Genomic DNA, 26,162 nt, shown 5'->3' on the forward strand with positions numbered 1-26,162 from the left:
TACCGAACGGAGCATGCAGGACCCCCGCTCCCGGGCCTAGCCTGCGGACAAAGACACAAGTGCGTCCGAAAACACCCCCCAGGAGCCCTCTATGACTGCTGTCCCGCAGGAGCGCAAGATCGTCACCGCGATCCCCGGCCCGAAGTCGCAGGAGCTGCAGGCCCGCCGCCTGCAGACCGTGGCCGGTGGCGTGGGCTCCGTGCTGCCCGTCTTCACGGCCCGCGCGGGTGGCGGCATCATCGAGGACGTCGACGGCAACCAGCTGATCGACTTCGGCTCCGGCATCGCCGTGACCTCGGTCGGCGCCTCCGCCGAGGCCGTCGTGCGCCGCGCGTCCGCGCAGCTCGCCGACTTCACCCACACCTGTTTCATGGTCACCCCCTACGAGGGCTACGTCGAGGTCTGCGAGGCCCTCGCCGAGCTGACCCCGGGCGACCACGCCAAGAAGTCGGCCCTGTTCAACTCCGGCGCCGAGGCCGTCGAGAACGCCGTCAAGATCGCCCGTTCGTACACCAAGCGCCAGGCGGTCGTCGTCTTCGACCACGGCTACCACGGCCGCACGAACCTGACGATGGCGCTGACCGCGAAGAACATGCCGTACAAGCACGGCTTCGGTCCGTTCGCCCCCGAGGTCTACCGCGTCCCGGTCGCCTACGGCTACCGCTGGCCCACCGGTGCCGAGAACTGCGGCCCCGAGGCCGCCGCCCAGGCGATCGACCAGATCAGCAAGCAGATCGGCGCCGAGAACGTCGCCGCGATCATCATCGAGCCGGTCCTCGGCGAGGGCGGCTTCATCGAGCCGGCCAAGGGCTTCCTGCCGGAGATCGTGAAGTTCGCCAACGAGAACGGCATCGTCTTCGTCGCCGACGAGATCCAGTCCGGCTTCTGCCGCACCGGCCAGTGGTTCGCGTGCGAGGACGAGGGCATCGTCCCGGACCTGATCACCACCGCCAAGGGCATCGCGGGCGGTCTGCCGCTCGCCGCCGTGACCGGCCGCGCCGAGATCATGGACGCCGCCCACGCTGGCGGCCTGGGCGGCACCTACGGCGGCAACCCGGTGGCGTGCGCCGGTGCGCTCGGCTCCATCGAGACCATGAAGGAGCTCGACCTCAACGCCAAGGCGAAGAAGATCGAGTCCATCATGAAGGCCCGCCTGACGGCCATGCAGGAGAAGTACGACATCATCGGCGACATCCGCGGCCGCGGCGCCATGATCGCGATCGAGCTGGTCAAGGACCCGGTCTCCAAGACCCCGTTCCCGGAGGCCGCCGGCGCGCTCGCCAAGGCCTGCCACGCCGAGGGCCTGCTCGTCCTCACCTGCGGCACCTACGGCAACGTGCTCCGCTTCCTCCCGCCGATCGTCATCGGCGAGCACCTGCTGAACGAGGGCCTTGACCTGATCGAGGCCGCGTTCGCGGCCATCGGCACGGACATCTGAGCACCGGTCGGTACGACCGCCCGCTCGAACGTCTCGAACGTCTAGAACGTCCGAACGCAGCACACACCCCGTGTACCGGCGGTAACGGGCGGGCGCTGTGAAGAAGCTGTGGGGGGCCGATGGCGGGAGCGCGTTCCTGCTGTCGGTCCCTCTTCCGCTGCCGTACGGTTTCTGCAGATGAGTGAAACAGCCCGCTCCCGGGAAACCGGGGGCGATACCGGTACCGGGCTTCCCCAGCGCCGTACCGGGCATGCGTTCGCGCACACTCCTCACCGATCGGACAGCCGACCGCCCCAAACCCCCCGGGGCGTGCGGCAACCCGGTCCGGGCGGCCGTCCCGGAACCATCCCCCCTGTTCCGGGACGGCCGGCCACCCTTTCCGGCGAAGTCGCCGCCTCCGCGCTCTGCGCCCTCCTCTTCGCCCTGATCACCTGGCAGGTCCTGGTGCGGGGCCCGCTGCTGTCCTGGGACGCCCGGCTCGGCGGCGCGCTCGTGCGCACCGTGCCCGACGCGGTCACCGAAGCCCTCTCCGACCTGGGGAACGTCCCGGTCGCACTGCCCGTGCTGCTCCTCGCCGCCGCGTACGCCGTCCGGCGCGGGAACCGCCGCGGCGCCGCGGCCGCGGTGGTCGCGATGGCCCTGGTGCCGGCGCTCGTCGTCCCGCTGAAGGAGTGGACCGCCCGCCCCGGCCCCCTGGAGCCCTGGGCCGCCGGCTATTTCCCCTCGGGCCACACCGCGACGGCCTTCGTGGCGTACGCGGGCGCGGCCCTGCTCCTGCGGCCGTACGCGGGCCGGGTGTGGCCGACGGCCGCCGCCCTCGTGCTCACGGGGGCGACGGCCGTCGGGCTGGTGCTGCGGGGGTTCCACTGGCCGCTGGACGTGCTGGCCAGCCTGCTGATGTGTACGCCGCTGCTGCTGGCGGTCAGGCGGTCCTGCCGTAGTACGCGTCGAAGTTCCGGCTGAACTCCCAGCCCCCGAAGCGGTCCCAGTTGATCGACCAGGTCATCAGGCCGCGCAGGCCCGGCCAGGTGCCGTGGGTCTGGTAGGTCCCGCAGTCGCTCTTCTTCGTCAGGCAGTTCAGGGCCTTGGCCACCTCCGCCGGCGAGGTGTGGCCGTTGCCCGCGTTGGTGGTGGCGGGCAGTCCGATCGCGACCTGGTCGGGGCGCAGGGCCGGGAAGACGCGGGCGGCGTTGCCGGCGACCGGGAAGCCGGCGAGCAGCATGTCGGTCATGGCGATGTGGAAGTCCGCGCCGCCCATGGAGTGGTACTGGTTGTCGAGGCCCATGATCGGGCCTGAGTTGTAGTCCTGGACGTGGAGCAGGGTGAGGTCGTCGCGCAGGGCGTGGATGACCGGGAGGTACGCGCCGGCGCGCGGGTCCTGGCCGCCCCAGGGGCCGGAGCCGTAGAACTGGTACCCCAGCTGGACGAAGAAGGTCTCCGGGGCCATCGTCAGGACGAAGCCGGAGCCGTAGCGGGCCTTCAGGGACTTCACTGCGGAGATCAGGTTGACGATGCCCGGCGTGGTGGGGGCGCGGAAGTCGGTGTCCCCGGTGGCCAGGGAGAGCGAGTGGCCCTCGAAGTCGATGTCCAGGCCGTCGAGCCCGTACTCGTCGATGATCTTGCTGACGGACGTGACGAAGGTGTCGCGGGCGGCGGTGGTGGGGAGCTGGACCTGACCGTTCTGCCCGCCGATGGAGATCAGCACCTTCTTGCCGGCGGCCTGCTTCGCCCTAACGGCCGCCTTGAACTCGGCCGCCGACTCGACGTTCGGGCATTCCGCGACCGGGCAGAGGCGGAAGCGGATGTCGCCCGAGGTCACCGAGGTCGGTTCGCCGAAGGCGAGGTTGATGACGTCCCACGAGGCCGGCACGTCGGCCATGCGGGTGTAGCCGGAGCCGTTGGCGAAGCTCGCGTGCAGGTAGCCGACGAGCGCGTGCGCGGGGAGCCCGCCGCCCCCGCCTCCGCCGCTGCCCGTCGTCACGGAGACGGGGGCGCTCTGCGGGGACTCGCCCGCCGCGTTCACCGCGCCGACCCGGAAGGTGTAGGTGGTGGAGGCGGCGAGTCCGCTCACCGTGGCCGAGGTGGAGGTGACCATCAGCGGCGCGGCGCCGTCCCGGTGGACGGTGTACGAGGTGGCGCCCGCCACCGCCGTCCAGGACAGCAGGACCGAGCCGGACGAGGTCGCCGAGGCGGTCAGGCCGGTGGGGGCGGCCGGGGGCTGCGGCTGGCCGGGGCCGCCGGGGTCGGGGCCGACCAGGGTGACGTCGTCGGTGACGTGGGCGGGCTGACCGTACCAGCCGTGGGTGTGGACGGTCACCGAGGTGGTGGACGGGCCGGTGCGGAAGGTGCTCGTCAGCTGCTTCCAGGCGCCCGGGCTCTGCGTCCAGACCGACACGTCGGTGGTGCCGGTGCCGCTCGCGCCGAGGTAGACGTACGCGCCCTGCACCCAGGCGCCGAGCGTGTACGTGGAGTCCGGCTTGACGGTGACGGTCTGGGAGCAGCGGGCGTTGTCCTGGCCGGCCGGGGTGGCCCTCAGGGCGGAACTACCGCCGTGGACGGGGCTGGTGACGGTGGCTCCGCTGGCGCCCGAGCAGCTCCAGCCGTCGAGTCCGGCTTCGAAGCCGCCGTTGCGGACGAGGTCGGCATCCGCGGCCGCGGCGGGCGGGCCCGCGGCGAGGAAGCCGGCCGCCGCGAGGGCGGCGGCCGTGAGGAGGGACCAGGCTCTGCGCACAACTGCCTCCGGAACATGGGGGGATGGAGCCAGGCTGTTGGAACGGGAACAGCGGCGCCCAAGATGGTCCAGACCAATCCTGTTGTCAAGGGTTTCGGCACTCCCCCACCAGCGCGCGTGCGGCCGCCTCGTGCATGGCCAGCTCCAACAGGACCGGGTCCGTCAGGGTCCCCTCCCCGTCCGGGAGCACCACCCAGCGCACTCCCCCGGTCGCCCGGCCCGGGTACGGGACCACGATCCACGCCCCGCGCCCGGCACCGCGTACGCCCGTGCCGACCCAGTGGGAGGCGGTGCCCGCGGGCACGAAGAAGCCCAGCCGCGATGCGCCGAAGTCGGCGAGCACCGGACCGGGCCGGTCGGTGAGCAGGGCGAGCACGTCGAGGGTCGCCTGCCCCAGCTCCCCCGGCAGGACCAGTACGTCCCAGAGCCGGCCCGCGGGCAGCAGGGCGACCCCGAGGGGGTCGCGCTCCCATGCCCGCCGGCAGGCGTCGGGATCCGGCGCCGCCGACGCCAGCCAGTCCACCGCGGTCTTCTCCCCCGGGGTCGTCATCGCCCGGCCTCCGTTCCCTGTAGGTGAGGTGTCCTCACCCGCAGAGAGCGGGGCCGGGCCCGGCTATGACGCGGGTTCCCCTACTCCGTGATGGTGAATCGGGTCACACGGCGACCGGCGCTGCGGGGGCCGCGCGCGGGGCGCGGGGCGCCGGACGCGGGCGCGCTCAGCTGTCGAAGCCGAGGCCGAGCTTGTCCATCGCCTTCAGCCACAGGTTCCGGTGCCCGCCCCGGGCGTCCGCGCGGGCCAGCGACCACTTGGTGAGTGCGATCCCGGTCCAGGCGAACGGCTCGGGCGGGAACGGCATCGGCCTGGACTTCACCATCTCCAGCCGGGTGCGCTCGGTGGAGAGCCCGTCGAGCAGGTCGAGCAGCACGTCCGCGCCGAAGCGGGTGGCGCCCACCCCGAGGCCGGTGTAGCCGGCCGCGTAGGCCACCTTGCCGGAGTGCGCCGTTCCGAAGAAGGCGGAGAAGCGCGAGCAGGTGTCGATCGCGCCGCCCCAGGCGTGGCTGAACTTCAGCCCCTCCAGCTGGGGGAAGGCGGTGAAGAAGTGCTCGGCGAGCCGGAGGTAGGTCTCGGGGCGGTGGTCGTACTCGGAGTCGAGCCTGCCGCGGTAGGGGTAGATCGCGTCGTAGCCGCCCCACAGGATCCGGTGGTCCTTGGTGATCCGGAAGTAGTGGAACTGGTTGGCGCTGTCACCCAGGCCCTGCCGGTTCTTCCAGCCGATCGCGGCCAGCTGCGCCTCGTCCAGCGGCTCGCTCATCAGGGCGTAGTCGTAGACCGGGACGGTGAAGGGGCGGATCCGCCGGACCAGCGACGGGAAGATGTTGGTGCCCAGGGCGACCCGGCGGGCCAGGATCGTGCCGTAGGGGGTCTGCACGGTCATCCCGCGCCCCGCCGGGGCGAGCTTCAGGCCGCGGGTGTTCTCGTAGATCCGCACGCCGAGGTCCAGGCACGCCTGCTTGAGGCCCCAGGCGAGCTTCGCCGGGTTGAGCATGGCGACGCCGTCGCGGTCCCACAGGCCCGCGAGGAAGGTCGGGGAGTCGACCTCGGCGCGCACGGCGTCCCGGTCGAGCCATTCGGACCCGCCGGCCAGGCCCAGGCGGAGCGCCTCCTCGTGGAGTTCGCGCAGCTCCTCGACCTGGTGCGGTTCGGTGGCGACGTCGATCTCGCCGGTCCGCTCGAAGTCGCAGTCGATGCCGTAGCGGGCGACGGCCTCCTCGATGGCGTCGAGGTTGCGGGCGCCCAGCTCCTCCAGCTTCGCCAGCTCACCGGGCCAGCGGGCGATGCCGTTGCCCAGGCCGTGGGTGAGGGAGGCGGCGCAGAATCCGCCGTTGCGGCCGGAGGCGGCCCAGCCCGCCTCCTTGCTCTCGATCAGTACGACGTCCCGCCCGGGGTCGCGCTCCTTGGCGAGGAGCGCGGTCCACAGGCCGCTGTAGCCGCCGCCGATGACCAGCAGGTCGCAGCGCTCGTCGGAGGTGAGCGCCGGCTGCGGGGCGGGCTTGCCGGGGTCGTCCAGCCAGTACGAGACCGGCTTCGCTTCGGAAAGGGATTTCGCAACACTACGCATGGCGACTGGGGCCATGGCTTCCAACTCCCTACGGAACTGATTACTTCGGTTGTGCCTTCTTGCGGCGGTTGCCGACCATCTGGCCGGCGAGGACCACCAGCACCGCGATGACGAACATCGCCGTGCCGATGACGTTGATCTGCACGGGCGTACCGCGCTGCGCCGATCCCCACACGAACATGGGGAAGGTGACGGTGTTGCCCGAGTTGAAGTTGGTGATGATGAAGTCGTCGAAGGAGAGGGCGAACGAGAGCAGCGCGCCCGCCGCGATACCGGGTGCCGCGATCGGCAGCGTGACCCGTACGAAGGTCTGCACCGGGCCGGCGTAGAGGTCGCGGGCGGCCTCCTCCAGCCGCGGGTCCATGGACAGGACACGCGCCTTGACGGCGGCGACGACGAAGCTGAGGCAGAACATGATGTGGGCGATCAGGATCGTCCAGAAGCCCAGCTGGATGCCCATGTTGAGGAAGAGCGCGAGCAGCGAGGCGGCCATCACGATCTCGGGCATGGCCATGGGCAGGAAGATCAGCGAGTTGACCGCGCCGCGCGCCCGGAAGCGGTAGCGCACCAGCGCGAAGGCTATCGCCGTGCCCAGGGCGGTCGCCGCGAGCGTCGACCACAGGGCGATCTGGAGCGACAGGCCGAGGGAGCCGCACATGTCGGCGACACCGCAGGGGTCCTTCCACGCGTCGAGCGAGAACTCCTGCCAGGCGTAGTTGAAGCGCCCGGAGGGGTTGTTGAAGGAGAAGACGGTGACGACGACGTTCGGCAGGATCATGTACGCGAGCGTGCCGAGCCCCGCGATCACGACCAGGTTGCGCCGCAGCCAGGTGAGGGGGGTGCGCATCAGACCAGGTCCTCCGTCCCCGCTCGGCGGATGTAGATGGTGACCATGATCAGCACGATCGCCATGAGAATGAAGGACAGCGCGGCCGCCGTCGGGTAGTCGAGGATCCGCAGGTACTGCGACTGGATGACGTTGCCGATCATCCGGGTGTCCGTGGAGCCGAGCAGCTCGGCGTTCACGTAGTCGCCGCTCGCCGGGATGAAGGTGAGCAGGGTCCCGGAGACCACACCCGGCATGGAGAGCGGGAAGGTGACCTTCCGGAAGACCGTGGCGGGGCGGGCGTACAGGTCCCCGGCCGCCTCGTGCAGGCGGGTGTCGATGCGCTCCAGCGAGGAGTACAGCGGCAGGATCATGAAGGGGAGGAAGTTGTACGTCAGGCCGCAGACGACCGCGAGCGGCGTGGCCAGCACCCGGTCCCCCTCGGTCATGCCGAGCCAGCTGGTGACGTCGAGGAAGCCGATCGCGTTGAGGCCTGCGACCACCGGCCCGCCGTCGGCCAGGATCGTCTTCCAGGCCAGCGTGCGGATCAGGAAGCTGGTGAAGAACGGGGCGATGACCAGCACCAGGAGCAGGTTGCGCCAGCGGCCCGCCTTGAAGGCGATCAGGTAGGCCAGCGGGTACCCGAGCAGCAGGCACAGCGCGGTGGCGGTGCCGGCGTACAGCAGGGAGCGCAGGAACTGCGGCAGGTACTCGGTGAAGGCGTCCCAGTACGTCTGGAAGTGCCAGGTGACCTCGAAGCCCTCTTCGAGGGAGCCGGTCTGCACCGAGGTGGAGGCCTGGTAGACCATCGGCAGCACGAAGAAGACCAGCAGCCACAGGATGCCGGGGAGCAGCAGCCAGTACGGGACCAGCCGCTTGCGCACGGACGGCTTGTGGACCGGGGGTCCGGCGGGGGCGGGCGCCTGGGGCGGCGCGGCGGTGGCGGTCACGCGCTCTCCTCGACCGTCTCGATGCCCGCGTCGATGTCCTGGTCCGCGTCGAGGCCGAAGGTGTGCTCCGGGTTCCAGTGCAGGACCACCTCGGCGCCCGGGACCAGCCGGCTGTCGCGCTCGATGTTCTGGACGTAGACCTCGAGCTCGGGGCAGACGGGGCTGTCGATGACGAACTGTGTGGAGACTCCGATGAAGGAGGAGGCGGCTATGCGGCCGGTGATCTTGTTCCGGCCCGTCGCGATGGCGTTCTCCTCCTCGGCCGGGAGCAGGGACACCTTCTCCGGACGCACACCGACCAGCAGCTTTCCGCCGGTGCGGGGCGTGGTCGAACACCGGGCGGCGGGCAGCCTCAGGGTGGTGCCGGAGGCGGAGACGACCACGTCGGACCCGGCGGACTCCACGGAGGCCTCGATGAGGTTGGAGGTGCCGAGGAAGTTGGCGACGAAGGTGGTCCGCGGGTTCTCGTAGAGCTCGGCGGGCGCGCCCAGCTGCTCGACGCGGCCGCCGTTCATCACGGCGACCGTGTCGGCCATGGTCATGGCCTCCTCCTGGTCGTGCGTGACGTGCACGAAGGTGATGCCGACCTCGGTCTGGATCCGCTTGAGCTCCAGCTGCATCTGGCGGCGCAGCTTGAGGTCGAGGGCGCCGAGCGGCTCGTCGAGGAGCAGTACCTGCGGGTGGTTGATCAGGGCGCGGGCGACGGCGACGCGCTGCTGCTGGCCGCCGGAGAGCTGGTGCGGCTTGCGCTGGGCGAACTGGCCGAGCTGGACCAGCTCCAGCATCTCGTCGACCTGCTTCTTGACCGACTTGATGCCGCGGCGGCGCAGGCCGAAGGCGATGTTCTCGAAGATGCTCAGGTGCGGGAAGAGCGCGTAGCTCTGGAAGACCGTGTTGACCGGGCGCTTGTAGGGCGGCAGGTCGGTGACCTCGCGGTCGCCGAGGTGGACCGTGCCGGTGGAGGGCTCCTCCAGTCCCGCGATCATGCGCAGGGTGGTGGTCTTGCCGCAGCCGGAGGCGCCGAGCAGGGCGAAGAAGGAGCCCTGGGGAACGGTGAGGTCCAGCGGGTGCACTGCGGTGAAGGTGCCGTAGTGCTTGCTGATCCCGGAGAGGCGGACGTCGCCGCCCGCGGTCTTGTCAGTCATGGATGGTCCCGGGGTTGGGTGGGCGAAGAGGTCAGGGGGAGAAGCGGACGCGGTGCGGCTGAGGCCGTTACGCGCCGATGAGCTTGGCGAACTTCTCCTCGTACGCCGTCTCTTCCTCGCCGGTGAGCGAGCGGAAGGCGTGGGACTTGGCGGTCATCGCCTTGTCCGGGACGATCAGGGTGTTCTCCGCGAGCTCGGGATCGATCTTGGCGAGCTCCTCGCCCACGCCCTCGACGGGGCACACGTAGCTGATGTACGCGGCGAGCTGCGCGGCGACCGGAAGCTCGTAGTAGTAGTCGATGAGCCGCTCCGCGTTGGCCTTGTGCCGGGCCTTGACGGGGACCAGCAGGTTGTCGCTGGAGGTGATGTAGCCGGCGGCGGGGATGGCGAACTTGATGTCCGGGTTGCCGGCCTGGAGCTGGATGACGTCGCCCGCCCAGGCGAGGCAGGCCGCGAGGTCGCCCTTGTCGAGGTCGGAGGTGTAGTCGTTGCCCGTGAAGCGCCGGATCTGGTTCTTGTCCACGCCCTTCTGGAGCCGGCCTATCGCCTCGTCGAAGTCCGCGTCCGTGAAGGAGGAGGGGTTCTTGCCCTGGTCGAGCATGGTCATGCCGACGCTGTCGCGCATTTCCGTCAGGAAGCCGACGCGGCCCTTGAGGGAGGGGTCGTCGAGCATCTGGGTGACGGAGTCGACCTTCTTGCCGTCGGTCGCCTTCTCGTTGTAGGCGATGACGGTGGATATGCCGGTCCAGGGGTAGCTGTACGCGCGGCCCGGGTCCCAGTCGGGGCTGCGGAACTGCGGGGACAGGTTGGCGTAGGCGTGCGGCAGGTGCGAGGGGTCGAGCTTCTGGGCCCAGCCGAGGCGGATGATGCGCGCGGCGAGCCAGTCGGTGACCACGATCAGGTCGCGGCCGGTGTCCTGGCCGGCCGCGAGCTGCGGTTTGATCTTGCCGAAGAACTCGACGTTGTCGTTGATGTCCTCGGTGTACTTGACCTTGATCCCGGTCCGCTTGGCGAACTCCTCCAGCGTGGGCCGGGACTTCTCGTCCTCACTGGTGTCCATGTACTCGGTCCAGTTGGAGAAGTTGATCTCCTTCTCCCGGTCCGAGTGGTCGTCGGAGGCCGCGGCCGCGGCGCCCTCGCGCTTGGCGGGCGGGATGCCGCACCCGGCGAGGGCGGACAGGCCTCCGAGGGTGAGCGCTCCGACTCCGGAGGCGCGCAGCAGCGAGCGGCGGGTGAGGGCGCCGCGCCCGCTGGTGAGGCTGCGCCGCATCGCGGCGACTTGCACCGCGGAGAGGCGGTCGGGCTCGAACTGCTCCATGCGCTGTGGCCTTTCGGGAGGTGTACCGCGGGTCGGGCGGTGGTCGGCTATCGGTCCCCGAAGATCGTGCGGTGCCAGTCCTTCGCGGCCACCGCGGTGTTGTCGTACATCACATGCTTGACCTGCGTGTACTCCTCGAAGGAGTAGGCGGACATGTCCTTTCCGAAGCCGCTGGCCTTGTAGCCCCCGTGGGGCATCTCGCTGATGATCGGAATGTGGTCGTTGACCCACACGCAGCCGGCCTTGATCTCGCGGGTGGCACGGCCGGCCCGGTAGACGTCGCGGCTCCAGGCGGAGGCGGCGAGTCCGTACGGGGTGTCGTTGGCCAGAGCGATGCCTTCGTCGTCGCTGTCGAAGGGCAGGACCACGAGGACGGGGCCGAAGATCTCCGACTGGACCACCTCGCTGTCCTGGGCCGCCCCGCTGATGAGAGTGGGCCGGTAGTACGCGCCGTCGGCGAGCTCGCCGCCGGGGATCTCGCCGCCGGTGACGACGGTGGCGTAGCCGCGGGCGCGCTCGACGAAGCCGGCGACGCGGTCGCGCTGGGCGTGCGAGACCAGCGGGCCCAGGTCGGTGCCGGGTGCGAAGGGGTCGCCGAGGCGGACGGTCTCCATCAGCTCGGCGACCCGGGCGACGAAGGCGTCGTGCAGGGGGCGCTGCACGTAGGCGCGGGTGGCGGCGGTGCAGTCCTGGCCGGTGTTGATCAGGGAGGCGGCGACGGCGCCGTGCGCGGCGGCCTCCAGGTCGGCGTCGTCGAAGACGAGGAAGGGGGCCTTGCCGCCGAGCTCCAGGTGCAGGCGCTTCACGGTGGCGGTGGCGATCTCCGCGACCCGCTTGCCGACGGCCGTGGAGCCGGTGAACGAGGTCATCACCACGTCGGGGTGGCCCACCAGGTGCTCGCCCGCATCGCGGCCGGCTCCGGTCACGATGTTGATCACGCCGTCGGGCAGGCCCGCGTCCTTGGCCGCCTGGGCGAACATCAGGGAGGTCAGCGGGGTGAGCTCGGCGGGCTTGAGCACGATGGTGTTGCCCGCCGCGATCGCCGGGAGGATCTTCCAGGCGGCCATCTGGAGCGGATAGTTCCAGGGGGCGATGGAGCCGACGACGCCGATCGCCTCGCGGCGCACGTAGGAGGTGTGGTCGCCCGAGTACTCGGCGGCGGCCTGCCCCTGCAGGTGCCGGGCGGCACCCGCGAAGAAGGCGGTGTTGTCGATGGTGCCGGGCACATCGAACTCGGTCGACAGCTTGATCGGCTTGCCGCACTGGAGGGACTCGGCGTACGCGAAGTCCTCGGCCTGCTCGGCCAGTACGGCGGCCAGCCGGTGCAGGGCGTCCGAACGCTCGCCGGGGGTGGCGCCCGACCAGGCCGGGAAGGCGCGCCTGGCGGCGGCGACGGCCTCGTCGACGTCCGCGGTGCTCGCCAGTTCGTAGGTCAGGACCTCCTCGCCGGTGGCCGGGTCGATCACGGTGTGTGACCGACCGGAGGTTCCGGCCCGGAGCTGTCCGTCGATGTACTGCGCGCCGTCTGCGAAGCGGTCCTTGACCTGGAAGCGGTTGCCCATCACGCTCTCACGCTCTCCGTAGCTACAGTTCGAGCTACAGCTCGAATTGAGTGCCGATCCTGGCAGAGGTGATGCCCTCGGCCAAGTGATTCCGTTGTTGCCTTTTGATTACGCGACGGAATCGGTCGACCATGTGTCGAGGCACGCCGAAAATCCCGTACGAAGTGTCAGTGGCGGGTGTCAGACTCGCGTGCATGGAGATGATCGACGACCTGATCAAGCAGGTCAGCCGCGGTGAGCGGGTGAAGTTCCTGCCGTTCTGGGGGCACCGGCCGCTGCCTGACGGCAGGCTCGGTCCGAGCTGCCTGAGCCAGTGGTGGCCGTCCGCTTTCACTGTCGGTGACGTCCGTTATGCGACGGCCGAGCACTGGATGATGGCCGGCAAGGCCCGGCTGTTCGGGGACCCGGAGGCCGAGCGCGCCGCCGTGGAGGCGACGACCCCGGCCGAGGCGAAGAAGGCCGGGCGGCTGGTGCGCGGCTTCGACGACGCGACGTGGGAGCGGGAGCGCTTCGCCCTGGTCGTGGAGGGCAGCGTGCACAAGTTCGAGTCCGACCCGGCGCTGCGCGCCTACCTGCTGGGCACCGGGGAGCGCGTGCTGGTCGAGGCGAGCCCGATGGACCGGATCTGGGGCATCGGGCTGGCCGCCGACGACGAGCGCGCCCTGGATCCGGCGCGCTGGCGCGGGCTGAACCTGCTGGGCTTCGCCCTGATGGAGGCCCGGGAGCGGCTGCGCTCGGGCGGCGGGGCCGGCGAAGGTCCGAGCCGGGCGTAATTGGCTGGCGGAGCCGCAGGACCGCCGCCTAACGTGTTCCTCGTCCAGGTGCGAAGGCGAGACCTACTTCGAATCCAAATCGGGCGGCCGCGGGTTCGAGTCCCGTCACCGGCTTCAGGCCGGTGTAGCTCAGTTGGTAGAGCACCAGTGGTTTCGCCGGCCTTGTTCTCTGGACACCTACGTCACGCACCTCCCGGTGCGCAGGCTGCGGCTCCTTCTTTTGCAGAGAAACCCAGGCCGCCGCCACCTTGATCTCGGGAGGCCCGCGTGGGGGATGCCCGGTGCGCAGGCGACGGTTACTTCTGGGGACCCGGAGGTCGTGGGTTCGAATCCCACCCGGCTCGTCACCCGCAAGGGAACGGGCCGGTGGAGCAGTGAGCAAGCTCGCCGGGCATAAAGTCCGCCGCCGACTCCCGATCTCGGGCATCCCCCACGTCACGCCTCCCCCGCTTCCATTGAATTCGGGGGGATTCTCATGGCTCGTTTCAACCTGCGCGCGCTCGTCAAGCCGGCGCCCGCCGCACCCACTTCGCCAGTGCGCTCCACCGCAAGCGCCCGCACCGCCGAGGGCGGCCCGGGCCGGCTGCGCGATCCGCGCTCCGAACTCTTCCTGCTGGCCGTCGCCAACTTCGTGACGCAGCGCACCGCTTACGAGAGCGGTCAGGAGCGCGACGACCGCTTCACCGCGCTCGTGCGCACCCTCGCCGTCGAGGATCCCGCATGGACGGCCGGCCTGCTGGGCTGGCTGCGCGGGGACGCCAACATGCGCACCGCCTCGCTCGTCGGCGCCGCGGAGTACGTGAAGGCCAGGCTCGACGCGGGCGTCACCGACGGCCCTTCGAACCGCGGGGTCGTGGACTCCGTGCTGCGGCGCGCCGACGAGCCCGGGGAACTGCTGGCCTACTGGACGGCAACGTACGGGCGGGCCGTGCCCAAGCCCGTCAAGCGCGGGATCGCCGACGCCGTGCGCCGGCTCTACTCCGGCACCTCGCTGCTGAAGTACGACACCGACTCCAAGGCCTACCGCTTCGGGGACGTCCTCAACCTCGTGCACGCCTCCCCCGATCCGGACAAGCCCTGGCAGGGCGAGCTGTTCCGCTACGCCCTGGACCGCAGGCACAACCCGCAGAGCGCGCAGGTCCCGGAGGGCAACCGCACCCTTGCCGCGCACCGGGCGCTGATGGAACTGCCCGTCTCCGAGCGGCGCGGTGTCGTCGTCGCCCCGGACGGGGCGGAGCGGCTCGCGGCGGCGGGCATGACCTGGGAGGCGCTGGCCGGCTGGCTGCAGGGGCCGCTGGACGCGGCCGCCTGGGAGGCGGTCATCCCGTCCATGGGCGCGATGGCGCTGCTGCGCAACCTGCGCAACTTCGACGAGGCCGGGGTCTCGGACGCGGTGGCCGCGCAGGTCGCCGCGAAGATCTCCGACCCGGAGGTCGTCGCCCGGTCCCGGCAGTTCCCCTTCCGCTACCTGGCCGCCTACCAGCACGCGCCCTCGCTGCGCTGGGCGTACCCGCTGGAGCAGGCGCTCGGGCACTCGCTGGCCAACGTACCGGCGCTGCCCGGACGCACGCTGGTCCTCGTCGACCGGTCCGGGTCGATGTGGACCCGGCTGTCGGACCGCTCCCGGCTCAACCGGGCCGACGCCGCGGCCGTCTTCGGGGCGGCGCTGGCGCTGCGGGCCGAGAACGCCGACCTCGTGCAGTTCGGCACGACCAGCCAGGAGGTCGCCCACACCCGGGGCGAGTCCGTGCTGAAGGTGCTCGAACGGTTCGGGGACCTCGGCGGCACCTACACGGCGGAGGCCGTGAAGAAGCACTACCGCGGCCACGACCGGGTACTGATCGTGACGGACGAACAGGCCGCTTCCTACGGCTACAGCGGGGACCCGGCGGAGCACGTGCCGTCCGACGTGCCCGTCTACACCTGGAACCTGGCGGGATACCGGGTGGGCCACGCGCCGTCGGGCAGCGGGAACCGGCACACCTTCGGCGGGCTCACGGACGCGGCCTTCCGGATGGTGTCGCTGATCGAGGGCGGGCGGGACGCCGACTGGCCGTGGCTTCAGACCCGTTCGTGAAGACGTGAGTCCGAATACGGGCTCTCGTAGTTCGGGCCGTCGTCCCATCCGCCACCGAAGAACGGGGCGAACATGGCGATCAGCATCAGCAGGCCCAGGGCTATGCCGATCGCGCCCAGGATGATGCCGGCCAGGGCCATCCCGCCGTTGTCGGCCTCGCCGCGGTTGGCCTTGCCCTTGCCCAGGGCGCCGAAGACGACGGCCCCGATCCCGAGCGCGACCGCTATGAAGCTGGTGATGCAGCCGACGACCGCGAGGATGCCGAGGACGAGCGCGGTGATGCCGAAGCCGTTGCTGGGCGCGCGCCCGTACGGCTGGTACGCGCCGGGGAACGGGTAGCCCTGCGGGGCGGGGTACCCGGGATACCCGGGGTATCCGGCGTCGCCGGGATACCCGTAGCCGGGCTGGGCCGCCGGATAGCCGTACACCGCCGAGGCCGGACCGGCCGCCTGCGGGGGCGCGCCGGGGCCCGGCGCGGCGGGGGCCGTCTGCTCGCCCGGCATCCCGGCGAGCGTCGGCTGGTCGTGCATGGACGGCGGGCCCGACACGCCCGGCGTGCCGCGGTCCCCCTGTGGTTTGCCCAGGTCCACCGGCGGCCGCTCCGGCGGCGCCCACGGATCCCGCGGCTCGGGACTGCTGTCGTTCATACGGAGCCCCCCTCTCTCGTACGGCCATGCTAAGCGCTGCGACCGACAGTCACGGCCGTGCCTACGATGAAGGCGACCTGCCCGAACCCCGTCCCTCCGGAGGCACCCCCCATGACCGACCTGCACCCCTTCATCGCGGGGCTGCCCAAGGCCGAACTCCACGTCCACCACGTCGGCTCCGCCTCCCCGCGCATCGTGGCCGAGCTCGCCTCCCGGCACCCCGACTCCAAGGTGCCCACCGATCCCGAGGCCCTCGCCGACTACTTCACCTTCACGGACTTCGCCCACTTCATCGAGGTCTACCTGTCGGTCGTCGACCTCGTGCGCACCCCCGAGGACGTGCGGCTGCTGACCTTCGAGGTCGCCCGCGACATGGCCCGGCAGAACATCCGCTACGCCGAGCTGACCATCACCCCGTACTCCTCCACCCGCCGCGGCATCGACGAGAAGGCCTTCATGGAGGCCATCGAGGACGCCCGCAAGGCCGCCGAGAAGGAACTCGGCGTCATCCTGCGCTGGTGCTTCGACATCCCTGGCGAGGCCGGCCTGGAGGCCGCCGCCGAGACCGCACGGCTCGCCGTCGACCTGCGCCCCGAGGGCCTGGTCTCCTTCGGCCTGGGCGGCCCCGAGATCGGCGTCCCGCGCCCGCAGTTCAAGCCGTACTTCGACGCTGCCCGGGCCGCCGGCCTGCACAGCGTGCCGCACGCGGGCGAGACCACCGGCCCGGAGACCGTCTGGGACGCCATTCGCGACCTCGGCGCCGAGCGCATCGGCCACGGCACGAGCTCCGTCAAGGACCCCGAGCTGCTCGCGTACCTCGCCGAGCACCGCATCGCGCTGGAGGTCTGCCCGACCTCGAACATCGCCACCCGCGCGGTGACCGACCTCGACCGGCACCCGGTGAAGGAGATGGTCGCGGCGGGTGTGCTCGTCACCATCAACAGCGACGACCCGCCGATGTTCGGCTCCGACCTCAACAACGAGTACGCGGTGGCCGCCCGCCTCCTCGGCCTCGACGAGCGGGGGCTCGCGCAGCTCGCCAAGAACGCCGTCGAGGCCTCCTTCCTGGACCCGGACGGCAAGGCGAAGCTCGACGCGGAGATCGACACGTACACGACGCAATGGCTCGCGCGCTGAAGTCCCCACGAGAATGGGGCCATGCGCACCCTGACTGCCGTCGGCCACCGCGGCGATCCCTACCGTGTCCGTGAGAACACCCTGCCCTCGATCCGCTCCGCCTTCGCCCGCGGGGCGGACGCGGTCGAGGTCGACGTACGGCTGACCCGAGACGGGGTGCCGGTCCTCCTCCACGACGAGTCGCTCCAGCGGCTGTGGAACCACGACGTACGGCTCGACGAGATCTCCGCGGCTCAGCTCAAGGAGCTGACGGGGGGCGCCGTTCCGACGCTGCGCGACGCGCTGATGACGGCCGGGGCGGGGCGGCTGATGCTCGACCTCCCCGGCGCCACGCCGGAGGCGGTCCGCTCCGTCGTGGGCCTGGTCCGGGAGTGCGGCGCCCGCGAGCGCACGTTCTACTGCGCGGGACCGGGCTCGATGCTGGCGCTGCGCGCCGCCGATCCCGACGCGGAGATCGCGCTGACCTGGACCACGCTGTCACCGCCCCGGCGGGTCCTGATCGACGCGGTGGCGCCGCGCTGGCTCAACTACCGCTTCGGGCTGGTGAGCCGGGAGCTGGCCGACGCGCTGCACCGGGACGGCCTGCTGGTGTCGGCGTGGACCGCCGACACCAAGCGGACCATGAAGTGGCTCATCGCGGCGGGGGTCGACGCGATCACCACGAACAGGGTGGACGCGCTGACGGCCGTACGGGCCGAGTTCGACCGGTGATACCGGCGCTGGGGCGGCGGGTCCGGCGGGTCCGGCTGCTGCGCGGGGCCCGCCCGTGGGTCGTGGACCTGGGCCTGACCGTGCTGGTGCAGCTGGCCGTCACGATGCCGTTCGTGCTGCCGCGGGAGCCGGGGCTGCCTCCGGTGACCTGGGCCTCGTACGCGCTCACCACGCTGGGAGTGGTGCCGCTGGTGTGGCGGCGGCGTCGGCCCGTCCTGGTCCTGCTGGCGATCCTGCTGATCGGCGGCGTCTACAGGGTGGCGCTGGACGGGCCCGGCCAGCCGCTGCCCTACGCCGGGCTGATGGCCTTCTACACGGTCGCCGTGCAGTGTCCCGGCCGGGTGCGGGCGGCGGTCGGGGCGAGCTCGGTGGTGGTCGTCGCCGCGTCCGTGGGGCTGGAGACGGGCACGGCGAGGGAGCTGTCGTTCACGCTGTTCTGCGCGGGCGCCGCGTACGCGCTGGGCCGGCTCCAGTACACCCGGCAGGCCTACACCGCGGCGGTCGAGGACCGGGCGGCGCAGTTGGAGCGGGCCAACCGGATCGAGGCGGAACAGGCCGTGGCCCGGGAGCGGGCCCGCATAGCGCGGGAGATGCACGACATCCTCTCGCACGCCGTCAGCATCATGATCGTGCAGGCGGAGGCCGGTCCGGTGGCGGTGCGGCGGGCACCGGAGCGGGCCGAGGCGGCCTTCGAGGCGATCTCGGAGACGGGCCGGGAGGCGATGGCGCAGCTGCGGACGATGCTGGGGGTGCTCCGCGAGGCGGACGGCCCGGCGCCGCGCGAACCGCTGCCGGGGGTGGCGGCGCTCCCGGCCTTGCTGGACCGGGTCCGCCGGGGCGGGCCGGAGATCGTGTACGAGGAGACGGGCCAGGTCAGGGGCCTGCCGTCGGCGGTGGACACGGCCGTGTACCGGATCGTGCAGGAGGCGCTGACGAACGTGGTGAAGCACGCGCGGGCCCGGCGGGTGGGCGTACGGCTGCACCACGGGGCACGGGAGCTGGCGGTCACCGTGACGGACGACGGGCGGGGGCCGGCGGGCGGTGGCGGTAGCGGTGCCGGCCGCGGCGACGGTGGCAGCGGTGGTGGTGACCGGCCCGGCGGGCACGGGCTGATCGGCATCAGGGAGCGGGCGGCGGCCCACGGCGGGACGGCGCACTGCGGTCCGCGGCGCGACGGCCCCGGCTTCGAGGTGCGGGCGGTCCTTGTAACCTCGCCGCTGGAGGTGGGGAGTTGACGATCCGTGTGGTGGTGGCCGACGACCAGGAGCTGGTGCGCAGCGGGTTCGCGATGATCCTCGACGTCCAGGAGGACATCGAGGTGGTGGCGGAGGTCGGGGACGGCGCGGCGGCGGTCGCGGCCGTGGAGCGGCTGGCACCGGACGTGGCACTGCTGGACGTCCGGATGCCGGTGCTGGACGGGATCGAGGCGTGCCGGTCGATCTCGGCGCGCGGTGCCTGCCGGACGGTGATGCTGACGACCTTCGACTCGGACGAGTACGTGTACGAGGCCCTGCACGCCGGGGCCAGCGGGTTCCTGCTGAAGGACGTGCGGCGCGACGACCTGGTCCACGCGGTCCGGGTGGTGGCGGCGGGCGAGTCCCTGCTGGCGCCCTCGGTGGCACGCCGGCTGATCGAGGAGTACACGGCGGCGACGGTGCGGGCGCCCGCGCTTCCGGCGGAGCGGCTGGAGGTGCTGACGGCGCGGGAGCGGGAGACGCTGCTGCACCTGGGGCGGGGGCTGTCGAACGCGGAGATCGCGGCGGCTCTGGTGGTGAGCGAGCACACGGTGAAGTCGCATGTGGGCAACGTCCTGGCGAAGCTGGGGCTGCGGGACCGGATCCAGGCGGTGATCTGCGCGTACGAGACGGGTCTCATCGCGGCGGGTGCTCGCTCCGGAGAGTGAGGGGACGGCGTGTCGCCTCCCTCGCGCCGGTGAGTTGTCGTACCGGTGAAGACCCCTCTCGCTGGTGATCCGCAAACCCCCCTGTGAGCTGGAGCATTGAGGTCATCGGGGCGGAGGGTCCCGAGTGGTCTCAGGGGGAGCACACCGTCATGAACGCGAAGATGCGCACGCTGATCGCAGCGGCACTGGTCATCGGGATCGCCTCGGGTCCGGCCGCCGCCCACGCCGCGTCGGACCCGGTACCGGTACCGGCGCCCGCCGCCTCGGGCCGGATCGCGCCGCTGGTTTCGACACCGCCGAACGCGGCCGCCCTGGAAGCGGCGATCGCCGGGCTCGGTCCGCGGCACGGGGACGCGACGGCCGCACTGGTCCGGGTGGGCGGCGCGGCCGGCTGCTGGCGGGGCAGTTCGGGGGTCGCGGACATCCGTACGGGGCGCGATGCCGTCGTGCAGGGCCGGTTCCGGGCGGGGTCCGTGACCAAGGTGTTCACGGCGGCGGTCGTCCTCCAGCTGGCGGCGGAGGGCCGGGTGGATCTCGACGGTCCGGTCCGGCGCCACCTGCCCGGGACGGTCCCCGACCGCTACGGGGCCGTCACCGTGCGGCAGTTGCTCAACCACACCAGTGGCATTCCGGCGGCCGACGGACCGGGCGACTCCTTCGAGGCGCAGTGGGAGCACCGGTTCGACGTGACCGATCCGCGGGCGCAGGCGGCGAACGCGGTCGCGAAGGCGAGGGAGTTCGCGCCCGGCGCGGCCCAGCACTACCTGAACATCAACTACACGCTGCTCGGTCTGCTGATCGAGAAGGTCACGGGCATGCGGTACGAGGAGGCAGTCGGCGCCCGGATCCTGAGGCCGCTGGGCCTGCACCGGACGTCGTTCCCGGGGCGGACGGAGACGAGGATCCAAGGCCCACACAACCGGGGGTACCAGGCGATACCGAAGGCGGACGGCTCGCGCGAGCTGCGGGACGTGACCGAGTGGAACTCCTCGGACCGGTGGGCGGCGGGCGACATCATCTCGACGACGGCGGATCTGGAGCGTTTCACCGTGGCCCTGTTCAGCGGGCGGGTGGTGGCGAAGGACCGGCTGGAGGAGATGTTCACGGTGCCGGACGTGAAGGACTTCGCGAGCGGCGAGCCGGCGGTGATGACGGCCGGCCTGTCCAGGACCGTCCTGCCGGACGGCACGGTGGCCTGGGGCAAGACGGGCGGGCGGCACGGCTACAACACCGCGATCGGCGCGACCCGGGACCTCTCCCGCACCGTGGTCTACTCGGTGAACGCCACGGACGCCAAGGGCCAGGACATGAACCCGGTGGCCCTCGGCATCATCATGGCGGCCTTCACGAAGTAGCAGCGGTCTCGGTCTCCAACCGCTTGATCATGCGGCGCAGGATCAGGAGGGGGATCACCCCGAAGACGCCGAACGCCATGTCGATGACGCTCCACCAGAAGGGGATGCCGCGGATCGGGCCGCAGATGAGGGCCAGGGGGATCACGCCGGCGCAGGCGATCATGCCGGCTTCGACGATCCAGATGTTGCGGACGGGGTCTCGGTACACGCCGTAGAAGAAGACGGCGATCACGAGGTGGGCGAAGGCGAGCCAGTCCGTCCCGTACAGGAGGAAGGGGTAGTCGGCATCGGCCCGGTCCAGGCCCTCGCCCACGCGCTGCAGCCATATGTTGTCGATCAGGGCGTTGGCCCAGCGCAGTTCGCTGACCAGCGGAAAGGCCGTGATGCCGCTGAGGGCGAGGCAGACGACGAAGAGGATCAACCAGGCACGGATCCGCCGCTCAAGGGCGCTTCTCTCGCTCATGGATGGAAGCCTACGCCCATTTCTGAACACGTTCAGCCATTGGATTGAACATGTTCAGTTCCGTGTCCGGACCGTGATCAGAGTCCGACGATGGCGTTCCACCGCCTGGCGAGGGTGCGGCGCTCGGCCGAGGAGATGTCCCGGGCCACGGCGAGGCGCCTGCGCATCTCGTCGTCGGGGAAGATCAGCGGGTTCTCGGCGAGTTCGGCGGTCTCCTTGTCGTCGGATCCGGCCAGGACCTCCCTGGCCGCCGGGACGGGGCAGACGTAGTTGACGGAGGCGGCGAGCTCCGCGGCCACCTCGGGGTCGTAGTAGTGGTCGACCAGGGCCTCGGCATTGGCCTTGTGCCGGGCCAGGTTGGGGACGAGCAGGCTCTCGGCCCAGAGCTCGCCCCCTTCCTCGGGGACCACGAACTCGATGTCCGGGTTGTCGGCCTGGAGCTGGATGGCGTCGCCGGAGTAGGCCTGACAGGCGAGGACGTCGCCCTTGCTGAGATCGGAGGTGTAGTCGTTGCCGGTGAAGCGACGGATGTGCTTCCTCCTCACCATGCTCTCGACGTGGTCGCACACGCGGTGGAAGTCGGATTCGGTCCAGCGCGTGACGTCGACCCCGTTGCCCTGCATCAGCAGGCCGAAGGATTCGTCGAGCCCGGAGAAGAGCGTGACCTTGCCCGCCAGGTCGGGGTGCCACAGGTCCCGGACGGACCTGATCTCCCGGCCCAGGGCCTTGCGGTTGTAGGCGATGCCGGTGATGCCGGACTGCCAGGGCACGGTGTGCAGCCGGCCCTCGTCGAACGCGGGGGAACGCAGCTGCGGGTCGAGGTGGGTGGTCACGTTGGGCTGCGCCGACCGGTCCATCTTCTGGGCCCAGCCCAGATGGACGAAGCGGGCGGCCATCCAGTCGCTCACCACGACCAGGTCGTGGCCGGTCTCCTGGCGGTTCATCAGGGCCGGGCCGACCTTGCCGAAGAACTCGTCGTTGTCGTTGATCTCCTCGGTGTAGCGGACCTCGATCCCGGTCCGCTCGGAGAAGGCCTCCAGAGTCGGACGGCGCTCCTCGTCCTCCTCGTCGGTGTCGATGTAGAGCGGCCAGTTGGAGAAGGCGACGCTGCGGTCGCGCTCCGAGCGGTCGGGGCCCACCCGCCCTTCCTCGGGCACGTAGGCGGGGGGAACACCGCATCCGGCGAGGGCGGCCGACAGGCCCGCGGCACCCAGTCCGGCGAGCGCGGCACGGCGGGAGAAGGCGAGTTGAGGCATGGGCACAGCCTCCGCGAACGCCGAAGGGGCGGGCAATAGACATGTTGTCTACTGCCCGCCCCTTCAACGCTCTGCTGTGATCGATGCGGCCGATCAGCCGTCGAGCGAGGTCATCACGTGCTTGATGCGGGTGTAGTCCTCGAAGCCGTAGGCGGAGAGGTCCTTGCCGTAGCCGGACTTCTTGAAGCCGCCGTGCGGCATCTCGGCGACGAGCGGGATGTGGGTGTTGATCCACACGCAGCCGAAGTCGAGGTTCTTGGACATCCGCATCGCGCGGCCGTGGTCCTTGGTCCACACGGAGGAGGCGAGGGCGAACTCGACGCCGTTCGCGTACTCCAGGGCCTGGGACTCGTCCGTGAAGGACTGGACGGTGATGACGGGGCCGAAGACCTCGTTCTGGATGATCTCGTCGTCCTGCTTGAGGCCGGATACCACGGTCGGGGCGTAGAAGTAGCCCTTCTCGCCGACCTGGTGGCCACCCGCCTCGACCTTGGCGTGGGCGGGGAGGCGCTCGATGAAGCCCGCGACCTGCCGCAGCTGGTTCGGGTTGTTCAGCGGGCCGTACAGCACGTCCTCGTCGTCCGGCGCGCCGGTCTTCGTGTCGGCGGCGGCCTTGGCGAGCGCGGCCACGAACTCGTCGTGGATCGACTCGTGCACGAGCACGCGGGTGGCGGCGGTGCAGTCCTGGCCCGCGTTGAAGTAACCGGCGACCGCGATGTCCTCGACGGCCTTCGGGATGTCGGCGTCCTCGAAGACCACGACCGGGGCCTTGCCGCCGAGCTCCAGGTGGACGCGCTTGACGTCCTTGGAGGCGCTCTCGGCGACCTGCATGCCCGCGCGCACCGAGCCGGTGATGGAGGCCATCGCCGGGGTCGAGTGCTCGACCATGGCCTTGCCGGTCTCGCGGTCGCCGCAGATGACGTTGAAGACGCCCTTGGGCAGGACCGAGTCGATGATCTCCGCCATCAGCACGGTGGAGGCCGGGGTGGTGTCCGAGGGCTTGAGCACCACGGTGTTGCCCGCGGCGATGGCCGGGGCGAACTTCCACACGGCCATCATCATCGGGTAGTTCCACGGCGCGACCTGGGCACAGACGCCGACCGGCTCGCGGCGGATGATCGAGGTCATGCCGTCCATGTACTCGCCGGCCGAGCGGCCCTCGAGCAGGCGGGCCGCACCCGCGAAGAAGCGGATCTGGTCCACCATCGGCGGCAGCTCCTCGCTGGCCGTGAGGCCCAGCGGCTTGCCGGTGTTCTCCGACTCGGCGGCGACGAGCTCGTCCGCGCGCGCCTCGAAGGCGTCCGCGATCTTCAGCAGCGCCTTCTGGCGCTCGGCGGGGGTGGTGTCGCGCCAGCCCGGGAACGCGGCCGCGGCAGCGGCCATGGCGGCGTCGACGTCGGCCTGGCCCGACAGCGGGGCGGTCGCGTACACCTCGCCGGTGGCCGGGTTCACCACCTCGGTGGTCCGCCCGTCGGCGGCGTCCTTGAACTCCCCGCCGATGTAGTTGCGCAGACGACGCAGTTCGGTGGTCACTACAGCCACACTCCTGATCACATGTCCAACGATTGAGACGTTTACCAAAGCCTAGCCCCTCGGCGGAGGCTTTCGACAGACCCGGACGCCACCACCTACGAAATCAGTGAGATCGGAGTCTTCAAACAACGGATTTCATCGATTCCGTCTTGCGGAACAGACGACCCTCGTGCACAGTGAGGTCGTGGTCAGTCGAAGCGCAGATTCCAGGAACAGACAACCGTCCCCTTCGGTCGATGCTGTGTCCCTGGCGATCATCGAGCAACTGCAGGAGGACGGTCGCCGTCCCTATGCATCGATCGGCAAGGCCGTCGGCCTGTCCGAGGCGGCCGTACGCCAACGCGTGCAGAAGCTGCTCGACCAGGGCGTCATGCAGATCGTCGCCGTCACCGACCCGCTCACCGTGGGCCTGCGGCGCCAGGCGATGGTCGGCATCAACGTCGAGGGCGACCTCGACCCGGTGGCCGACGCGCTGACCGCCATGGCCGAGTGCGAGTACGTGGTGATGACCGCCGGCTCGTTCGACCTGATGGTGGAGATCGTCTGCGAGGACGACGACCACCTGCTGGAAACGATCAACAAGAAGATCCGCACGCTCCCCGGCGTGCGATCTACCGAAAGCTTCGTTTACCTGAAGCTGAAGAAGCAGACCTACATGTGGGGAACCCGATAACCGTGACCCAGGACCTGTCCAAGACCGCGTACGACCACTTGTGGATGCACTTCACCCGCATGTCGTCCTACGAGAACTCCCCCGTCCCCACCATCGTCCGCGGTGAGGGCACCTACATCTTCGACGACAAGGGCAAGCGCTACCTGGACGGTCTCGCCGGCCTGTTCGTGGTCAACGCCGGTCACGGCCGCAAGGAGCTGGCCGAGGTCGCCTACAAGCAGGCGCAGCAGCTGGCCTTCTTCCCCGTGTGGTCCTACGCCCACCCGATGGCCGTCGAGCTCGCCGAGCGCCTGGCGCACTACGCCCCGGGCGACCTGAACAAGGTCTTCTTCACCACCGGCGGCGGCGAGGCCGTCGAGACCGCCTGGAAGCTCGCCAAGCAGTACTACAAGCTGCAGGGCAAGCCCACCAAGTACAAGGTCATCTCGCGTGCGGTCGCCTACCACGGCACCCCGCAGGGCGCCCTGTCGATCACGGGTCTGCCGGCTCTCAAGGCTCCGTTCGAGCCGCTGGTGCCCGGCGCGCACAAGGTGCCGAACACCAACATCTACCGCGCCCCGATCTACGGCGACGACCCCGAGGCCTTCGGCCGCTGGTGCGCCGACCAGATCGAGCAGCAGATCCTCTTCGAGGGTGCCGACACCGTCGCCGCCGTCTTCCTGGAGCCGGTGCAGAACGCCGGCGGCTGCTTCCCGCCGCCGCCCGGCTACTTCCAGCGGGTCCGCGAGATCTGCGACGAGTACGACGTGCTCCTCGTCTCCGACGAGACGATCTGCGCCTTCGGCCGCCTCGGCACGATGTTCGCCTGTGACAAGTTCGGCTACGTGCCGGACATGATCACCTGCGCCAAGGGCATGACCTCGGGCTACTCCCCGATCGGCGCCTGCATCGTCTCGGACCGCCTCGCCGAGCCGTTCTACAAGGGCGACAACACCTTCCTGCACGGCTACACCTTCGGCGGGCACCCGGTGTCCTCCGCGGTGGCCCTGGCCAACCTCGACATCTTCGACAAGGAGGGCCTCAACCAGCACGTGCTGGACAACGAGGGCGCCTTCCTCCAGACGCTGCAGAAGCTGCACGACCTGCCGATCGTCGGCGACGTCCGCGGCAACGGCTACTTCTACGGCATCGAGCTCGTCAAGGACAAGGTCACGAAGGAGTCCTTCACGGACGAGGAGACCGAGCGCGTGCTCTACGGCTTCCTCTCCAAGGCCCTCTTCGAGAACGGCCTGTACTGCCGGGCCGACGACCGGGGCGACCCGGTCATCCAGCTGGCGCCGCCGCTGACCGCGGACCAGGGCACCTTCGACGAGATCGAGGGGATCCTGCGCTCGGTGCTCACCGAGGCCTGGACCAAGCTGTGACCGGGCTGTAAATAGTCCGAGGCTGCAATAGTCCGAACACACGGCCCGGATCCTCCGTTCGAGTGAGAACGCGGGGGTCCGGGCCGTGTGCTGTCGGCATCCAAGAGGTTCATCTCTTTACATCTCATTGCGGCGCCAGTGACCGGAAGGGCTCCGTTTCGTTCCCTCGGACGGAGGTGT

General features: G+C 70.5%; 23 protein-coding genes. 11 read left to right on the top strand and 12 right to left on the bottom strand.

The annotated features are described in order from the left end of the window. The first annotated feature begins 91 nt into the window (after nt 1–91). Complete coding sequence (gene gabT / locus E6U81_RS21650) at nt 92–1,438, top strand: 4-aminobutyrate--2-oxoglutarate transaminase (protein WP_136231762.1); 1,347 nt, start codon at nt 92–94, stop codon at nt 1,436–1,438. Between the two features lie 177 nt (nt 1,439–1,615). Then, nucleotides 1,616–2,401: a phosphatase PAP2 family protein gene (locus E6U81_RS21655; RefSeq protein WP_136231763.1), complete on the top strand. Its 786-nt coding sequence runs from the start codon at nt 1,616–1,618 to the stop codon at nt 2,399–2,401. On the opposite strand, the gene E6U81_RS21660 is transcribed toward E6U81_RS21655, so the two are convergent. The 8 genes from E6U81_RS21660 to E6U81_RS21695 form a co-directional block, all read right to left on the bottom strand. Further along, complete coding sequence (locus tag E6U81_RS21660; protein ID WP_136231764.1) at nt 2,361–4,169, bottom strand: glycoside hydrolase family 18 protein; 1,809 nt, start codon at nt 4,167–4,169, stop codon at nt 2,361–2,363. The two genes, E6U81_RS21655 and E6U81_RS21660, sit on opposite strands and share 41 nt — an antisense overlap. Nucleotides 4,170–4,254: 85 nt before the next feature. Beyond that, nucleotides 4,255–4,719, bottom strand: a complete 465-nt coding sequence (locus tag E6U81_RS21665; protein ID WP_136231765.1) for a hypothetical protein — start codon at nt 4,717–4,719, stop codon at nt 4,255–4,257. Nucleotides 4,720–4,885: 166 nt separating this feature from the next. Then, entirely contained in the window at nt 4,886–6,304 is a 1,419-nt protein-coding gene (locus E6U81_RS21670) for an FAD-dependent oxidoreductase (protein WP_136231766.1), read from the bottom strand. A 25-nt stretch (nt 6,305–6,329) separates the two neighbouring features. Beyond that, complete coding sequence (locus E6U81_RS21675) at nt 6,330–7,136, bottom strand: ABC transporter permease (protein WP_136231767.1); 807 nt, start codon at nt 7,134–7,136, stop codon at nt 6,330–6,332. Further along, nucleotides 7,136–8,065, bottom strand: coding sequence for an ABC transporter permease (locus E6U81_RS21680; protein ID WP_136231768.1), 930 nt, complete (start codon nt 8,063–8,065; stop codon nt 7,136–7,138). Before E6U81_RS21680 ends, E6U81_RS21675 begins: the two co-directional genes overlap by 1 nt. Further along, nucleotides 8,062–9,210: an ABC transporter ATP-binding protein gene (locus tag E6U81_RS21685; protein WP_136231769.1), complete on the bottom strand. Its 1,149-nt coding sequence runs from the start codon at nt 9,208–9,210 to the stop codon at nt 8,062–8,064. Before E6U81_RS21685 ends, E6U81_RS21680 begins: the two co-directional genes overlap by 4 nt. A gap of 67 nt (nt 9,211–9,277) precedes the next feature. Next, nucleotides 9,278–10,528, bottom strand: coding sequence for a spermidine/putrescine ABC transporter substrate-binding protein (locus E6U81_RS21690; RefSeq protein ID WP_136231770.1), 1,251 nt, complete (start codon nt 10,526–10,528; stop codon nt 9,278–9,280). A gap of 47 nt (nt 10,529–10,575) precedes the next feature. Next, the gene (locus E6U81_RS21695) at nt 10,576–12,090 is read right to left on the bottom strand and encodes a gamma-aminobutyraldehyde dehydrogenase (protein WP_136231867.1); all 1,515 of its coding nucleotides are present in this window, start codon (nt 12,088–12,090) and stop codon (nt 10,576–10,578) included. A 194-nt stretch (nt 12,091–12,284) separates the two neighbouring features. Between E6U81_RS21695 and E6U81_RS21700 the strand changes: the two genes are divergently transcribed. Both E6U81_RS21700 and E6U81_RS21705 read left to right on the top strand, forming a co-directional pair. Then, nucleotides 12,285–12,863 carry an NADAR family protein gene (locus E6U81_RS21700; RefSeq protein ID WP_136231771.1) on the top strand — a complete coding sequence of 193 codons (579 nt, stop codon included), beginning with the start codon at nt 12,285–12,287 and terminating at the stop codon, nt 12,861–12,863. 475 nt (nt 12,864–13,338) lie between these two features. After that, nucleotides 13,339–14,940: a TROVE domain-containing protein gene (locus E6U81_RS21705; protein ID WP_136231772.1), complete on the top strand. Its 1,602-nt coding sequence runs from the start codon at nt 13,339–13,341 to the stop codon at nt 14,938–14,940. On the opposite strand, the gene E6U81_RS21710 is transcribed toward E6U81_RS21705, so the two are convergent. Further along, entirely contained in the window at nt 14,925–15,587 is a 663-nt protein-coding gene (locus E6U81_RS21710) for a DUF4190 domain-containing protein (RefSeq protein WP_136231773.1), read from the bottom strand. The genes E6U81_RS21705 and E6U81_RS21710 overlap by 16 nt on opposite strands. 111 nt (nt 15,588–15,698) lie before the next feature. On the opposite strand from E6U81_RS21710, the gene E6U81_RS21715 reads away from it, so the two are divergent. The 5 genes from E6U81_RS21715 (at nt 15,699) to E6U81_RS21735 (ending at nt 20,693) form a co-directional block, all read left to right on the top strand. After that, complete coding sequence (locus tag E6U81_RS21715; RefSeq protein WP_136231774.1) at nt 15,699–16,724, top strand: adenosine deaminase; 1,026 nt, start codon at nt 15,699–15,701, stop codon at nt 16,722–16,724. A 21-nt stretch (nt 16,725–16,745) separates the two neighbouring features. Beyond that, a complete protein-coding gene (locus E6U81_RS21720; RefSeq protein WP_136231775.1) occupies nt 16,746–17,435 on the top strand; it encodes a glycerophosphodiester phosphodiesterase in 690 nt (229 codons plus the stop codon). A gap of 104 nt (nt 17,436–17,539) precedes the next feature. Beyond that, nucleotides 17,540–18,670, top strand: coding sequence for a sensor histidine kinase (locus E6U81_RS21725; RefSeq protein ID WP_136231868.1), 1,131 nt, complete (start codon nt 17,540–17,542; stop codon nt 18,668–18,670). Then, nucleotides 18,667–19,338 (top strand): response regulator transcription factor, encoded by a 672-nt coding sequence (locus E6U81_RS21730; protein ID WP_136231776.1) that lies wholly within the window; start codon nt 18,667–18,669, stop codon nt 19,336–19,338. Before E6U81_RS21725 ends, E6U81_RS21730 begins: the two co-directional genes overlap by 4 nt. Nucleotides 19,339–19,487: 149 nt before the next feature. Continuing rightward, on the top strand, nt 19,488–20,693 hold the full coding sequence (locus tag E6U81_RS21735) for a serine hydrolase domain-containing protein (protein ID WP_136231777.1): 1,206 nt from the start codon (nt 19,488–19,490) through the stop codon (nt 20,691–20,693). Here E6U81_RS21735 and E6U81_RS21740 read toward each other — a convergent pair. The 3 genes from E6U81_RS21740 to E6U81_RS21750 form a co-directional block, all read right to left on the bottom strand. After that, entirely contained in the window at nt 20,683–21,156 is a 474-nt protein-coding gene (locus E6U81_RS21740) for a hypothetical protein (protein WP_136231778.1), read from the bottom strand. The genes E6U81_RS21735 and E6U81_RS21740 overlap by 11 nt on opposite strands. Before the next feature lie 77 nt (nt 21,157–21,233). After that, entirely contained in the window at nt 21,234–22,412 is a 1,179-nt protein-coding gene (locus E6U81_RS21745) for a spermidine/putrescine ABC transporter substrate-binding protein (protein ID WP_136231779.1), read from the bottom strand. Between the two features lie 93 nt (nt 22,413–22,505). Beyond that, nucleotides 22,506–23,945, bottom strand: a complete 1,440-nt coding sequence (locus E6U81_RS21750; protein ID WP_136231780.1) for a gamma-aminobutyraldehyde dehydrogenase — start codon at nt 23,943–23,945, stop codon at nt 22,506–22,508. 169 nt (nt 23,946–24,114) lie between these two features. Here E6U81_RS21750 and E6U81_RS21755 point away from each other — a divergent pair, with 169 nt between their 5' ends. Beyond that, nucleotides 24,115–24,618, top strand: coding sequence for an Lrp/AsnC family transcriptional regulator (locus E6U81_RS21755; RefSeq protein WP_007266859.1), 504 nt, complete (start codon nt 24,115–24,117; stop codon nt 24,616–24,618). Next, nucleotides 24,603–25,982 (top strand): aspartate aminotransferase family protein, encoded by a 1,380-nt coding sequence (locus tag E6U81_RS21760; RefSeq protein WP_206309992.1) that lies wholly within the window; start codon nt 24,603–24,605, stop codon nt 25,980–25,982. Before E6U81_RS21755 ends, E6U81_RS21760 begins: the two co-directional genes overlap by 16 nt. Nucleotides 25,983–26,162 lie beyond the last annotated feature (180 nt).

This window comes from Streptomyces sp. A0592 (genome assembly GCF_004795115.1).
Lineage (GTDB): Bacteria > Actinomycetota > Actinomycetes > Streptomycetales > Streptomycetaceae > Streptomyces > Streptomyces erythrochromogenes.